Raw genomic sequence first — 14,761 nt, 5'->3', positions numbered from 1 at the left:
CCTGCTACTTCGCCCCGTCGATCGTTTGGTCGGCGGGGCGAAGTCGTGCGAAGTGGCTGGTGCGGGTCCGGGCCAGGGGTGTTCCGGTGAGGTGGGCGTCGAGGCGGGCAAGGTTGATCGCGGTTGCGGTGAGCTGGTGCTGGAGGCGGGTTCTGGCGAGTCCGCGGTAGCGGCACCGGCGCAGACCGGCGGTGTGAACAGCGTGGGAGAGGGTGCCCTCGATGCCGTTGCGGGCCGCGTAGCGTTCCCGCCACTCGGGAGTGCCCTGGGCTGCACGGGCCTGTTGGATCGCCTCGTGTTCGGCCCGGGGCCGCAGGGTGATTTCCCTTCTCGCGGCTCGGGGTGAGCTCACGCACTCGGGGCGCGCGGGGCAAGTGCGGCAGTCAGCGGGTGAGAACCGGACGATGATGATGGGGGCGCCACGATCGGAGATCTTGTCCCGCCATTGGGTGGCGTTCTTGCCGTTCGGGCAGGTCACGGTCTGGCTCTGCCAGTCGATGGCGAAGGCGCTCTGGCTGTAGGGGCCGCTGGCCTGGGCAGTGGTGTTGCCGCGGATGGGGCCGGTCAGGGTGATGCCGTACTGACGATCGGCGGTGACGATGCGGGGTCCGTCGATGTAGCCAGCGTCCAGTAGATGCTCGCCGGGCAGAAGGTCCCTGGCGGCGAGGGCGTCGTGGACCAGGTTGGTGGCCGTGCTGTCCTGGACGGTAGCGTCCTGCGTCAGCACGTTCGTGATCAGGTGAGACGTGTCCGCATCGCAGGTCTCGGTCAAATGGACCTTGAAACCGTCCCACTTGATATCCCGCTTCACACTCGCGCGAGCGTCGGTGTCATAGGGGCTGACCAGGCGAAGAGCACCCGGCGGGCACTCTTTTGGGTCCCGCCATCGCACCTCGCCCTCCGTATCGAACACGTACTGCTGAACCCAGGCCCGGCGCAGGATCTGGACGGCGGGCAGCTCGCGCAGCCACACGGGCGCCCCGGCGGCGTGCACGTCGGCCAGCAGGCGCATGCCGTCCCGGCCGGTCTGCTCGGCCAACTCGGTCCGCTTGGCCTTGCCGGAGGGCAGCCAGTAGTCCTCCGGCCGGGTGGCATACCGGTCGAACCAGGCCGGATCAGCGTGGGCGGACAGCCAGTTGGGGGCCGCAGCGGCGAGTGCGTTGAGCGCAGCGCGCAGGGTCTCGATGACGAACTCCAGCCGGTTCAGCGACCGGATCGCGGCCAGTACGTGGGTGGAGTCGGTGCGGGCCCTGCCTGGCGCCTTCAGCATTCCCGCCTTCCGGGCGGACTCCAGGACGTGGTCGAAGACCTGCTGCCCCGCTTCCGCCTCGACCAGCCGGGTGCGGAACTCGCTGAGTACGGAGTAGTCGAAGCCCGGGTCGGTAAGCTCCAGGCCCAGGGCGTATTTCCAGTCGATCCGGGCCCGCACCGCCAGGGCCGCCTGCCGATCGGGCAGCCCCTCGGCGAACTGGAGTACCGACACCAGCGCGAGCCGGCCCGGGGACCAGGCCGGCTTGCCCCGGGACGGGAACAGATCCGCGAACTGCTCGTCCCGGAACAGCACCCCCAGCTCATCCCGCAACCGGATCGCCAGACTGCCCTTCGGGAACGCCGCCTGGGCCACCCGCACCGTCTCCGCGGGGATCTCCCCATCTCCGATCGGACGCATCGACATCGACACCCACCCCATACGACAACGTCGGCCTTCAAGACCACAACCAGGTCTTGAAGGCCGACGTCACGCAGAGCCCCGAATTCGCCAACGGCATCCCAACCACCAGGTGCGGGGCCCCTCTCACGTACCAAGGACCGGACTCACTGAACCTCCCGCAGCACCTCCAGCACCGCGGCCTCATCCGCCGCGGCCACAAGCCGCCCCCGGAACCCTCCATCCATGAGCTTCCGCGACAGCAGCGCGAGGATCCGCAGGTGCTCGTCGCCCGCGGCGGCCTCAGGCACGGAGATCATGAAGATCAGCTTGGCCTTCGTGCCGTCGAGCGACCCCCACTCGATGCCCTCGGCCGACCGCGCGAAGCCCACGACCGGCGAGGTCACCGCGTCGGTCTTGGCATGCGGGATAGCGATCTCCTCACCGAGCCCCGTGGTGCCCTGTGCCTCGCGCGCGAGCGCCGTCCGGACCAGCTCCTCCACATCGGTGACCTTGCCGGTACGCGCGAGCAGTCCGGCCATCTCGCGGATCGCGGCCTCCTTGTCGGCGGCGGCGAGCTCGACCTTGACGGTCTGCCGGGTGAGATAGCCCGAGAGGACCTCGGGCGCGGCACCCTCGGCCACCGGGGAAGCGGCCTCCGGGGAAGCGGCCACCGGGGAAGCGGCCACCGGGGAAGCGGCCACCGGAGGAGCGGCCACCGGGGGAGCGGCCACCGGGGCCGAGGCGGCGGACTCCCGCCCTCCGGTCCGTGCGGCGACGGCCGCGGCCCCGGCCACAGCCGCCCCACCGGCCCCCGCGCCCACACCCGCCGGCACCGGCTCGGCGGCCACGCCCGCCCCGCCGACCGGCACCCCGCGCCGCCTCCGCTCGCTCAGATCCACCAGCGACACGGTGGCGAGGGCGGTGACGGCCGTTCCCGCGGCCACGGCGACGAAGAACATCGGCACACCGCCGACCGCACCGAGCACCGCGACGATCGGCCCGCCGTGCGGCACCGCGTCCTTCACGCTCGCGAGGCCCGCGATCGCACCGGCCACGGCACCGCCGAGCATGTTCGCGGGAATGACCTGCGCGGGCCGCGCGGCCGCAAACGGAATAGCGCCTTCCGAAATCCCGAACAACCCCATGAACAGCGACGCGAGCCCGGTCTCCCGCTCCTGCTCCGTGTACAGCCGCTTGCGGATCAACGTCGCGAGCCCCTGCCCGAGCGGCATCACCGGAATCGCGGCCGCGCACATGCCCATGACGGTCTGGTTGCCGGTGGCGATGAGCCCCGCGCCGAACAGGAACGCCGTCTTGTTGACCGGACCGCCCATGTCGAAGGCGATCATCAGCCCCAGGATCGCGCCGAGCAGGATCGCGCTCGTGCCCGTCATCCCGCTGAGCCAGTCCGTCAGATGCTCGAAGACCCACGAGATCGGTTTGCCGATGACGTAGATGAAGAAGAGCCCGAGCGCGCTCGTCGCCAGGATCGGGATCACGATGATCGGCATGATCGGCTGGACGAACTTCGGGACCTTGACCTTCTTGATCCACAGCACCAGATACCCGGCCAGGAACCCGGTCACGATCGCCCCGATGAAGCCCGCCCCCGCCTTGGAGTCGTACAGCTCACCGGTGTTGGCGATCCAGCCGCCGATCATGCCCGGCACCAGGGCGGGCCGGTCCCCGATCGCGTACGCGATGTACCCCGACAGGATCGGCACCATCAGCGTGAACCCGATGACGCCGATCTGGTTCACGTGCATCCAGAACGAGTCGTCCGGGATGACGAGCCCGCCCTTCGGGTCGGTGTGCCCGCCGAGCGACAGCGAGATCGCGATCAGCAGACCGCCGACCACGACGAACGGGATCATGTACGAGACGCCGTTCATCAGCGCCTTGTACGCGACGCTCCGCTCCCGGCCGCCGCCCCCGCCCCCGCCGCCGGTGGCCGCACCCGTGCCGCCGCTCCCGGCGCCGTCGCCGCCCTGTACGGGCGCGCTCCCGACCCGCTCGATCAGCCGCTCGGGGTGGCTGATGCCCTCGGAAGCCCCGACGGACAGCACGCGCTTGCCCGCGAACCTGCCGCGGTCCACGTCCTTGTCGGCCGCGATGATGATGCCGTCCGCCTCTCTGACATCGTTGTCAGACAGCACGTTCTCGGCCCCGATCGAGCCTTGCGTCTCCACCTTCATGTCGACGCCGAGACGGTCGGCGGCCTGCTGGAGCTTCTCCGCCGCCATGTACGTGTGGGCGATGCCGGTCGGGCAGGCGGTCACCGCGAGCAGCTTCAGCCTCTTCTGCCCGTCGGCGCCGGTCGGGGGGTCGGCCGGACTGGTCACGTGGTTCTCCTAACGCCTTGACCGAACAAGATCGCGCATATGTTCCCGATCTCCAGGCATCCTGCAACAGACAGGGACAGGAGTAAAAGCGCAAAGGTCCTGGTTCATCATGGACTGATGGCCTTTGCTCAGCCCCGGGCAAGGTCGTGATTCAGCCACGGCCCATCTCCCGGCACCCTTGTGGCTCACTGCGCCGATCGGTGTAGATTCGTGACAGTGCCAGACGTCGCTGCTGATGGCGGTCGGGCGGTCCGCTCCTGGACCGGCCGAGGGAGAGAGGGCCTCCGACGGACTGCGCTGCGCGCGCCGGTGTGTCTCCGTACCCCGACGCCGCAGATCAGCCATGCCCACCCTCGACCCATCACGAGGAGCAGCTCATCATGACTGCCGTCAACGGCAAGGACTTCAAGGTCGCCGATCTCTCCCTGGCCGAGTTCGGCCGCAAGGAGATCACCCTCGCCGAGCACGAGATGCCCGGCCTGATGGCGATCCGCAAGGAATTCGCCGCCAGCCAGCCGCTGGCCGGCTCCCGGATCATGGGCTCGCTGCACATGACCGTGCAGACCGCCGTGCTCATCGAGACCCTGGTCGCCCTCGGCGCCGACGTCCGCTGGGTCTCCTGCAACATCTTCTCGACCCAGGACCACGCCGCCGCGGCCATCGCCGTCGGTCCGAACGGCACCCCGGACAACCCCCAGGGCATCCCGGTCTTCGCCTGGAAGGGCGAGACCCTGGAGGAGTACTGGTGGTGCACCGAGCAGGCCCTGACCTGGCCGAACTCGCCCACCGGCGGCCCGAACATGATCCTGGACGACGGTGGCGACGCCACCATGCTCGTCCACCTGGGCGTCCAGTACGAGAAGGACGGCAAGGCCCCGGCCGTCGAGACCGCCGAGAACGACGAGCACCGCGTCATCCTCCAGGTCCTCAACCGCACCCTGGCTGAGAACCCGCAGAAGTGGACCCAGCTCTCCTCGGAGATCCGCGGTGTCACCGAGGAGACCACGACCGGCGTCCACCGCCTGTACGAGATGCAGCGCGACGGCAAGCTCCTCTTCCCGGCGATCAACGTGAACGACGCCGTCACCAAGTCGAAGTTCGACAACAAGTACGGCTGCCGCCACTCGCTCATCGACGGCATCAACCGCGCCACCGACGTCCTCATCGGCGGCAAGACCGCGGTGGTCTTCGGCTACGGCGACGTCGGCAAGGGCTGCGCCGAGTCCCTGCGCGGCCAGGGCGCCCGCGTCATCGTCACCGAGGTCGACCCGATCTGCGCCCTGCAGGCCGCGATGGACGGCTACCAGGTCACCACCCTGGACGAGGTCGTCGAGACCGCCGACATCTTCATCACCACGACCGGCAACAAGGACATCATCATGGCCTCCGACATGGCCAAGATGAAGCACCAGGCCATCGTGGGCAACATCGGCCACTTCGACAACGAGATCGACATGGCCGGCCTCGCGAAGATCCCGGGCATCGTCAAGGACGAGGTCAAGCCGCAGGTCCACACCTGGACCTTCGCGGACGGCAAGGTCCTCATCGTCCTCTCCGAGGGCCGCCTGCTGAACCTGGGCAACGCGACGGGCCACCCGTCCTTCGTGATGTCCAACTCCTTCGCGGACCAGACCCTGGCCCAGATCGAGCTGTTCACCAAGCAGGACGAGTACCCGATCGGCGTCTACACGCTGCCGAAGCACCTCGACGAGAAGGTCGCCCGTCTGCACCTGGACGCGCTCGGCGTGAAGCTCACGAAGCTCAGCCCCGAGCAGGCCGCGTACATCGGCGTCGAGGTCGAGGGCCCGTACAAGCCGGACCACTACCGCTACTGATCCGGCCCGCGTACCGCCCCTGATCACGGAGCGGCCCACCTCGGGCCGTTCCCGACTTCCTGGGCGGTGCCCGGCCCGTCCGGTCGACTCCGGCCGTACGTCTCCAGCAGGCCCTCGCCGTCGTGGCGGGGGCCTGTCGGCGTATTGGCCCGGACCGCGTCATGTACTGGATGTACTGGCGCGGACCGCGTCGTGGTCACCCCGCAAGCCCAGGGCCGGCCAGCAGCCCCACGGCAGACCTCGGCAGCCCCACCGCCAGGGCGCCCGACTCCGCATCCCTGACGGCGCACTGCTTCACGGGTCTGCGACCCACGGGTCTGCGACCCACCGGCCCTCGGCTCACGAGCTCTCAGCTCACGAGCTCCCGGCACTCGACTGCGCGGACCCTCCGACGGCTCGCCTCAGAAGGCTCCGTACGCTCGCCCCACGACCTCCATACGCTGCTCCATACGCTCTGCCCGACGCTCCACAGCGTCGACGACGCCCTACCGCACGTCCCCCGACAAGGACCGAGCCCCATGCCCCGCGGTCGCTATTCGCTGCACGATCCGCACGATCACACCCCCCTGGCTGAAGAACACTTCCAGTGCGCGCCCGGCCCCTCCGGCTGGCGCTACGTCGCCCAGCGCACCGCCCCCTCCGGCGACCACACGGGCTCCGTCGACCTGGCCGTCGACGAACTGGGCCGCCCCATCCGTCTCGAACTGAACGCCTCCGGCTGGCATGTGCGGGCCGCCGCCCTCGACGGCGTCACCTGGGTCCGCACCGACGCCACCGGCGCGCACGCCACCGAGAACAACGCCCCCGCTCATGCCTTCACCGGCACGTCCCCCGCCTTCCTCGTCGCCACCGCCCGGCTGCTGCGCCTCACCCCCGATTCCCCCGCGACCCGCGTCCGCCTGGTCGCCTTCACGGACCCGGTCCTGGCGCCGCGCACCCTCGACCAGTCCTGGGCCCTGCTGACGAGAGAAGCACACGCCACTGACAACGGCCCGCTGACCGTGGACGAATACCAGGTCACAGCCCTGGACACGGGGGAGCAGCACACCGTCCACCTCAGCGGCGACGTCGTCCTCGCGGCCCCCGGCATCGAGCTCGAACACCTCGAGTCGCCACCGTCGACCTTCCCCTGACGCCCGCCCTACGCCGGCGGCACGAAGCCCGTCGAGGGCTGCCGCGGCTCATCACGCGGCCCGGACTCCGGCACGGCACGCGGTACGGCCCGGGGCGCCTCCGCGTCCGCCGCACCGGACGACGGCGGAGCCCACTGCCCGGCCGAGGGCAGCGGGGCGTGAGGGGCCGACGGGGGATACGGGACGGGGGTGGGGGAGCCGGGCGCACTCGGGGCGTACGCCACCGGCGTATAGGAGCCCGGGTACGGCGCACTCCCTTCGGTCGCGGCCCCGCCGAAGGCCCGCTGCGCCTCCCGCGCCTGCCGCTCGTGCACCACGGCGGCCAGGAACGCGGCCGGCGGCACCCCCACCGGAGCCGGAGCGCCCGTCCGCGCCACCAGATCGTCCGCGAGGCGCTCCGCCATGCCCCAGCCGACCTGCGGATCCAACTGCCCCATGCGCGTCAGGTACTGCCGTATCGCCAGCCACAGGCCGTCCGGAACCCCCGACAGATCGAGCTCGGAGAACCGCCCCGCGAGCCACGGCGGCGGCGCGGGCACGTACGCCATCTGCCCCGTGGGCACCCGCTCCCGTACGACGAGCGTCCCCGCGAACACGTCCCCGAGCCGCCGCCCCCGGGCCGAGACCAGGGACGCGATGCAGGCGACCACCCCGAACATCATCAGGATCTCGACGACGCCGACGGCACCGCGCACCAGGGCGTGCCGGAACCGGATCGGCCCGCCGTCGTCCCGTACGACCCGCAGCCCGCAGGCCAGCTTCCCCAGCGACCGCCCGTGGCTGAGCGTCTCGATCGCGATGGGCACGCCCACGAGCACCAGCAGGAACGTCGACACGGCGATGGCGGCGGCCGCCGCGTCGTCGAGGGACGCGGTCGCCGCGAGCAGCCCCAGCGTCACGGCCAGGTACACCGACCAGGCCACGACCATGTCGATCAGGAGGGCGAGCACTCGGCTCGGCAGCTTCGCGGGACGCAGTTCCAGCGCCACCGCCTCGCCCGTCACAAGCTCGCTCACGCCCGCCGTCCTTCCCGTCGCTGCCCCCGCCACCGCCAGTCTGCCAAGCTGATGAGTGATCGCGCCGCAGTAGGAGCAGTACGAGAAGCCGAGGAGCAGCCAATCCGATGGACCTCGACGTCTTCGTGTCGGCCCACGGAGCCGAATGGGACCGGCTCGACGCCCTGGTACGCCGCCAGCGCCGGCTCACCGGCCCTGAGGTCGACGAGCTCGTCACGCTCTACCAGCGCACCGCCACACATCTCTCCCTGATCCAGTCCAGCGCCCCGGACCCGCAGCTCACCGGACGCCTCACACAGCTGGTGGCACGCGCGCGTAGTGCCGTGACAGGCACGCGCCGCGCCTCCTGGAGAGACGTCACCCGCTTCCTGACACACGGGTTCCCCGCCGCGGTCTACCGGTCCCGGCGTTGGTGGATTCCGGTGTCCCTGCTGTCCGTGGCCCTCGCGGCCGTGATCGGCTGGTGGGTCGGCACGCACCCGGAGGTGCAGTCCTCGATCGCGGCCCCTTCGGCACTGCGGGACATGACCCGCCCCGGAGGCGAGTACGAGACGTACTACTCCAGTCACCCGGCGACGTCCTTCGCCGCCCAGGTGTGGACGAACAACGCCCAAGCGGCCGCGATGTGCCTGGTCCTGGGCGCCTTCCTGGGGATACCCGTCATCTGGATCCTCTTCCAGAACATGCTCAACGTGGGTGTCGGCCTCGGCCTGATGTCCTCCGCGGGCCGCCTGGACACCTTCCTGGGGCTGCTCCTCCCGCACGGCCTACTGGAGCTGACCGCCGTCTTCGTAGCCGCCGGAACGGGTCTGCGCCTCGGCTGGACGCTGATCGACCCGGGCCCGCGCACCCGTCGCGCGGCCATGGCGGAGGAAGGCCGCTCCGCCCTGGGCATGGCCATCGGCCTGGCCCTGGTCCTGCTCGTGTCCGGCGCCATCGAAGGCTTCGTCACCCCTTCCGGCCTGCCCACCTGGGCCCGCATCACCATCGGAATCGCCGCCGAGCTGGCCTTCCTCGCATACGTCTACGTCCTCGGCGGCCGGGCGGCACGCGAGGGCGAGACCGGCGACATCGACGCAGCGGAGCGGAGTGCGTCCGTCCCCACTGCGGCGTGATGTGCGTACGACCCTTCTGACCTGCTAGTCTCCTCATCGCTCCGGAAAAACCGTTGACACGGAAGGACCGGGGAGGTAGATTCGAACAGTTGCCTAGAGCTGGACAGCTCGTACGGCAGCAGTGATAATCCATCTGCTTCTCGAAATCACATCAATCGAGAGGCCACCCCCGATGAATCGGAATCCTGAGCCGGTCAGACCGGCCCAAAACTTCTGATAAAGTCGGAACCGCCGAAAAGGGAAACGCGAAAGCGAAAACCTGAAAGGCGCCGATGAAAATCGGAACGGACCGGGAAGCCGGAAAGATCTGATAGAGTCGGAAACGCCGAAAGGCAAAGGCCCTCCAGCGGCCACCAGAAATGAAATCCGAACCGGGAACGGAACGGAAAACGGATCTGGTAGGGTTGGAAACACGAAATACCGAAGGGAAGCGCCCGGAGGAAAGCCCGAGAGGGTGAGTACAAAGGAAGCGTCCGTTCCTTGAGAACTCAACAGCGTGCCAAAAGTCAACGCCAGATATGTTGATACCCCGTCTGCCGGACATCAGTTCCGGCGGCGAGGTTCCTTTGAAAAAGTCCTTCCACACTGTGGGAGGCGCACAGCGAGGACGCTGTGAACGACCGGGATTATTCCTCCTGGTTGTTCCGCTCTCGTGGTGTTGCACCCGATTACGGGTACACATTCACGGAGAGTTTGATCCTGGCTCAGGACGAACGCTGGCGGCGTGCTTAACACATGCAAGTCGAACGATGAAGCCCTTCGGGGTGGATTAGTGGCGAACGGGTGAGTAACACGTGGGCAATCTGCCCTGCACTCTGGGACAAGCCCTGGAAACGGGGTCTAATACCGGATATGACACGGGATCGCATGATCTTCGTGTGGAAAGCTCCGGCGGTGCAGGATGAGCCCGCGGCCTATCAGCTAGTTGGTGAGGTAATGGCTCACCAAGGCGACGACGGGTAGCCGGCCTGAGAGGGCGACCGGCCACACTGGGACTGAGACACGGCCCAGACTCCTACGGGAGGCAGCAGTGGGGAATATTGCACAATGGGCGAAAGCCTGATGCAGCGACGCCGCGTGAGGGATGACGGCCTTCGGGTTGTAAACCTCTTTCAGCAGGGAAGAAGCGAAAGTGACGGTACCTGCAGAAGAAGCGCCGGCTAACTACGTGCCAGCAGCCGCGGTAATACGTAGGGCGCGAGCGTTGTCCGGAATTATTGGGCGTAAAGAGCTCGTAGGCGGCTTGTCACGTCGGTTGTGAAAGCCCGGGGCTTAACCCCGGGTCTGCAGTCGATACGGGCAGGCTAGAGTTCGGTAGGGGAGATCGGAATTCCTGGTGTAGCGGTGAAATGCGCAGATATCAGGAGGAACACCGGTGGCGAAGGCGGATCTCTGGGCCGATACTGACGCTGAGGAGCGAAAGCGTGGGGAGCGAACAGGATTAGATACCCTGGTAGTCCACGCCGTAAACGGTGGGCACTAGGTGTGGGCGACATTCCACGTCGTCCGTGCCGCAGCTAACGCATTAAGTGCCCCGCCTGGGGAGTACGGCCGCAAGGCTAAAACTCAAAGGAATTGACGGGGGCCCGCACAAGCGGCGGAGCATGTGGCTTAATTCGACGCAACGCGAAGAACCTTACCAAGGCTTGACATACACCGGAAACGGCCAGAGATGGTCGCCCCCTTGTGGTCGGTGTACAGGTGGTGCATGGCTGTCGTCAGCTCGTGTCGTGAGATGTTGGGTTAAGTCCCGCAACGAGCGCAACCCTTGTCCCGTGTTGCCAGCAGGCCCTTGTGGTGCTGGGGACTCACGGGAGACCGCCGGGGTCAACTCGGAGGAAGGTGGGGACGACGTCAAGTCATCATGCCCCTTATGTCTTGGGCTGCACACGTGCTACAATGGCCGGTACAATGAGCTGCGATACCGCGAGGTGGAGCGAATCTCAAAAAGCCGGTCTCAGTTCGGATTGGGGTCTGCAACTCGACCCCATGAAGTCGGAGTCGCTAGTAATCGCAGATCAGCATTGCTGCGGTGAATACGTTCCCGGGCCTTGTACACACCGCCCGTCACGTCACGAAAGTCGGTAACACCCGAAGCCGGTGGCCCAACCCCTTGTGGGAGGGAGCTGTCGAAGGTGGGACTGGCGATTGGGACGAAGTCGTAACAAGGTAGCCGTACCGGAAGGTGCGGCTGGATCACCTCCTTTCTAAGGAGCACTTCTTGGCTGCCGGCTCTGCTGACAGTCCAGAGGCCAGTACATCAGCGAATGTCTGATGCTGGTTGCTCATGGGTGGAACGTTGACTACTCGGCCTGGTTCACGGGTCGGAGGCTGCTAGTACTGCTCGTAAGAGCGTGGAACGCATGATCTCCGGGCGGGACCGGGTCGGGCACGCTGTTGGGTATCTGAGGGTACGGAACTTGCTTTCCGACCTCAATGCCGGCCCCGGTGAAGCGCCATCTTGGTGGTGTGTGACGGGTGGTTGGTCGTTGTTTGAGAACTGCACAGTGAACGCGAGCATCTGTGGCCAAGTTTTTAAGGGCGCACGGTGGATGCCTTGGCACCAGGAACCGATGAAGGACGTGGGAGGCCACGATAGTCCCCGGGGAGTCGTCAACCAGGCTTTGATCCGGGGGTTTCCGAATGGGGAAACCCGGCAGTCGTCATGGGCTGTCACCCACCGCTGAATATATAGGCGGTGTGGAGGGAACGCGGGGAAGTGAAACATCTCAGTACCCGCAGGAAGAGAAAACAACCGTGATTCCGGGAGTAGTGGCGAGCGAAACTGGATGAGGCCAAACCTCAAGCGTGTGAGACCCGGCAGGGGTTGCGCTTGGGGGGTTGTGGGATCTCTCTTTCACAGTCTGCCGGCTGTGAGACGAGTCAGAAACCGTTGATGTAGGCGAAGGACATGCGAAAGGTCCGGCGTAGAGGGTAAGACCCCCGTAGTCGAAACGTCAGCGGCTCGTTTGAGAGACACCCAAGTAGCACGGGGCCCGAGAAATCCCGTGTGAATCTGGCGGGACCACCCGTTAAGCCTAAATATTCCCTGGTGACCGATAGCGGATAGTACCGTGAGGGAATGGTGAAAAGTACCGCGGGAGCGGAGTGAAATAGTACCTGAAACCGTGTGCCTACAAGCCGTGGGAGCGTCGGACATCAAGCTTGCTTGGTGTCTCGTGACTGCGTGCCTTTTGAAGAATGAGCCTGCGAGTTTGCGGTGTGTTGCGAGGTTAACCCGTGTGGGGAAGCCGTAGCGAAAGCGAGTCCGAATAGGGCGATTGAGTAGCGCGCCCAAGACCCGAAGCGGAGTGATCTAGCCATGGGCAGGCTGAAGCGGAGGTAAGACTTCGTGGAGGGCCGAACCCACCAGGGTTGAAAACCTGGGGGATGACCTGTGGTTAGGGGTGAAAGGCCAATCAAACTCCGTGATAGCTGGTTCTCCCCGAAATGCATTTAGGTGCAGCGTCGTGTGTTTCTTGCCGGAGGTAGAGCACTGGATAGGCGATGGGCCCTACCGGGTTACTGACCTTAGCCAAACTCCGAATGCCGGTAAGTGAGAGCGCGGCAGTGAGACTGTGGGGGATAAGCTCCATGGTCGAGAGGGAAACAGCCCAGAGCATCGACTAAGGCCCCTAAGCGTACGCTAAGTGGGAAAGGATGTGGAGTCGCAGAGACAACCAGGAGGTTGGCTTAGAAGCAGCCACCCTTGAAAGAGTGCGTAATAGCTCACTGGTCTAGTGATTCCGCGCCGACAATGTAGCGGGGCTCAAGCGTACCGCCGAAGTCGTGTCATTGCAGTACATACCCCCAACGGGGACTGTGATGGGTAGGGGAGCGTCGTGTGCCGGGTGAAGCTGCGCCGGAAGGCAGTGGTGGACGGTTCACGAGTGAGAATGCAGGCATGAGTAGCGATACATACGTGAGAAACGTGTGCGCCGATTGACTAAGGGTTCCTGGGTCAAGCTGATCTGCCCAGGGTAAGTCGGGACCTAAGGCGAGGCCGACAGGCGTAGTCGATGGATAACCGGTTGATATTCCGGTACCCGCTTTGAAACGCCCAATATCGAGCCCATTAATGCTAAGGCCGTGAAGCCGCCCTGGAGCCTTCGGGCAAAGGGGAGTGGTGGAGCCGCCGATCCAAGGTGGTAGTAGGTAAGCGATGGGGTGACGCAGGAAGGTAGTCCAGCCCGGGCGGTGGTTGTCCCGGGGTAAGGGTGTAGGCCGTGTGATAGGCAAATCCGTCACACATTAAGGCTGAGACCTGATGCCGAGCCGATTGTGGTGAAGTGGATGATCCTATGCTGTCGAGAAAAGCCTCTAGCGAGTTTCATGGCGGCCCGTACCCTAAACCGACTCAGGTGGTCAGGTAGAGAATACCGAGGCGTTCGGGTGAACTATGGTTAAGGAACTCGGCAAAATGCCCCCGTAACTTCGGGAGAAGGGGGGCCACGCCTGGTGATGGGTTTTACATCCTGAGCTGGGGGTGGCCGCAGAGACCAGCGAGAAGCGACTGTTTACTAAAAACACAGGTCCGTGCGAAGCCGTAAGGCGATGTATACGGACTGACGCCTGCCCGGTGCTGGAACGTTAAGGGGACCGGTTAGTCACTCTTCGGGGTGGCGAAGCTGAGAACTTAAGCGCCAGTAAACGGCGGTGGTAACTATAACCATCCTAAGGTAGCGAAATTCCTTGTCGGGTAAGTTCCGACCTGCACGAATGGCGTAACGACTTCTCGACTGTCTCAACCATAGGCCCGGTGAAATTGCACTACGAGTAAAGATGCTCGTTTCGCGCAGCAGGACGGAAAGACCCCGGGACCTTTACTACAGTTTGATATTGGTGTTCGGTTCGGCTTGTGTAGGATAGGTGGGAGACTGTGAACCCGGTACGCCAGTATCGGGGGAGTCGCCGTTGAAATACCACTCTGGTCGTGCTGGATGTCTAACCTGGGTCCGTGATCCGGATCAGGGACAGTGTCTGATGGGTAGTTTAACTGGGGCGGTTGCCTCCCAAAGGGTAACGGAGGCGCCCAAAGGTTCCCTCAGCCTGGTTGGTAATCAGGTGTTGAGTGTAAGTGCACAAGGGAGCTTGACTGTGAGACTGACGGGTCGAGCAGGGACGAAAGTCGGGACTAGTGATCCGGCGGTGGCTTGTGGAAGCGCCGTCGCTCAACGGATAAAAGGTACCCCGGGGATAACAGGCTGATCTTCCCCAAGAGTCCATATCGACGGGATGGTTTGGCACCTCGATGTCGGCTCGTCGCATCCTGGGGCTGGAGTCGGTCCCAAGGGTTGGGCTGTTCGCCCATTAAAGCGGTACGCGAGCTGGGTTTAGAACGTCGTGAGACAGTTCGGTCCCTATCCGCTGTGCGCGTAGGAATATTGAGAAGGGCTGTCCCTAGTACGAGAGGACCGGGACGGACGAACCTCTGGTGTGCCAGTTGTTCTGCCAAGGGCATGGCTGGTTGGCTACGTTCGGGAGGGATAACCGCTGAAAGCATCTAAGCGGGAAGCCTGCTTCGAGATGAGTATTCCCACCTCCTTGAGAGGGTAAGGCTCCCAGTAGACGACTGGGTTGATAGGCCAGATATGGAAGCCTGGTAACGGGTGGAGTTGACTGGTACTAATAGGCCGAGGGCTTGTCCTCAGTTGCTCGCGTTCACTGTG

The 14,761-nt window shown here is 65.5% G+C and carries 6 protein-coding genes and 2 rRNA genes; 5 read left to right on the top strand and 3 right to left on the bottom strand.

Annotated features, from left to right (window positions below):
- Positions 1-4 precede the first annotated feature (4 nt).
- Both C9F11_RS16835 and C9F11_RS16830 read right to left on the bottom strand, forming a co-directional pair.
- The gene (locus tag C9F11_RS16835) at positions 5-1,675 is read right to left on the bottom strand and encodes an IS1182 family transposase (RefSeq protein ID WP_138958190.1); all 1,671 of its coding nucleotides are present in this window, start codon (positions 1,673-1,675) and stop codon (positions 5-7) included.
- Between the two features lie 140 nt (positions 1,676-1,815).
- Positions 1,816-3,993: a fructose-specific PTS transporter subunit EIIC gene (locus C9F11_RS16830; RefSeq protein ID WP_138960066.1), complete on the bottom strand. Its 2,178-nt coding sequence runs from the start codon at positions 3,991-3,993 to the stop codon at positions 1,816-1,818.
- Between the two features lie 377 nt (positions 3,994-4,370).
- On the opposite strand from C9F11_RS16830, the gene ahcY reads away from it, so the two are divergent.
- Together ahcY and C9F11_RS16820 are read left to right on the top strand one after the other, a co-directional pair.
- A complete protein-coding gene (gene ahcY / locus C9F11_RS16825; protein ID WP_138966581.1) occupies positions 4,371-5,828 on the top strand; it encodes an adenosylhomocysteinase in 1,458 nt (485 codons plus the stop codon).
- A gap of 518 nt (positions 5,829-6,346) precedes the next feature.
- Positions 6,347-6,961, top strand: a complete 615-nt coding sequence (locus C9F11_RS16820) for a hypothetical protein (RefSeq protein WP_138960065.1) — start codon at positions 6,347-6,349, stop codon at positions 6,959-6,961.
- A gap of 8 nt (positions 6,962-6,969) precedes the next feature.
- Here C9F11_RS16820 and C9F11_RS16815 read toward each other — a convergent pair whose 3' ends face one another.
- Positions 6,970-7,977: an RDD family protein gene (locus C9F11_RS16815; RefSeq protein WP_138960064.1), complete on the bottom strand. Its 1,008-nt coding sequence runs from the start codon at positions 7,975-7,977 to the stop codon at positions 6,970-6,972.
- Between the two features lie 107 nt (positions 7,978-8,084).
- Here C9F11_RS16815 and C9F11_RS16810 point away from each other — a divergent pair, with 107 nt between their 5' ends.
- The 3 genes from C9F11_RS16810 to C9F11_RS16800 all read left to right on the top strand — a co-directional run bounded on the left by C9F11_RS16810 (position 8,085) and on the right by C9F11_RS16800 (position 14,741).
- Positions 8,085-9,092, top strand: a complete 1,008-nt coding sequence (locus C9F11_RS16810) for a stage II sporulation protein M (RefSeq protein ID WP_138960063.1) — start codon at positions 8,085-8,087, stop codon at positions 9,090-9,092.
- Between the two features lie 681 nt (positions 9,093-9,773).
- Positions 9,774-11,299, top strand: a 16S ribosomal RNA gene (locus tag C9F11_RS16805).
- 318 nt (positions 11,300-11,617) lie between these two features.
- Positions 11,618-14,741: ribosomal RNA gene (locus C9F11_RS16800) — 23S ribosomal RNA — on the top strand.
- Together the 16S and 23S rRNA genes form the textbook arrangement of a ribosomal RNA operon.
- The last annotated feature ends 20 nt before the right edge of the window (positions 14,742-14,761 follow it).

Source organism: Streptomyces sp. YIM 121038, assembly GCF_006088715.1.
In the GTDB taxonomy this organism is placed as follows: Bacteria; Actinomycetota; Actinomycetes; order Streptomycetales; family Streptomycetaceae; genus Streptomyces.
The sequence above is the reverse complement of the archived record's forward strand: the minus strand, read 5'-3'. Positions and strand labels throughout refer to the sequence as shown.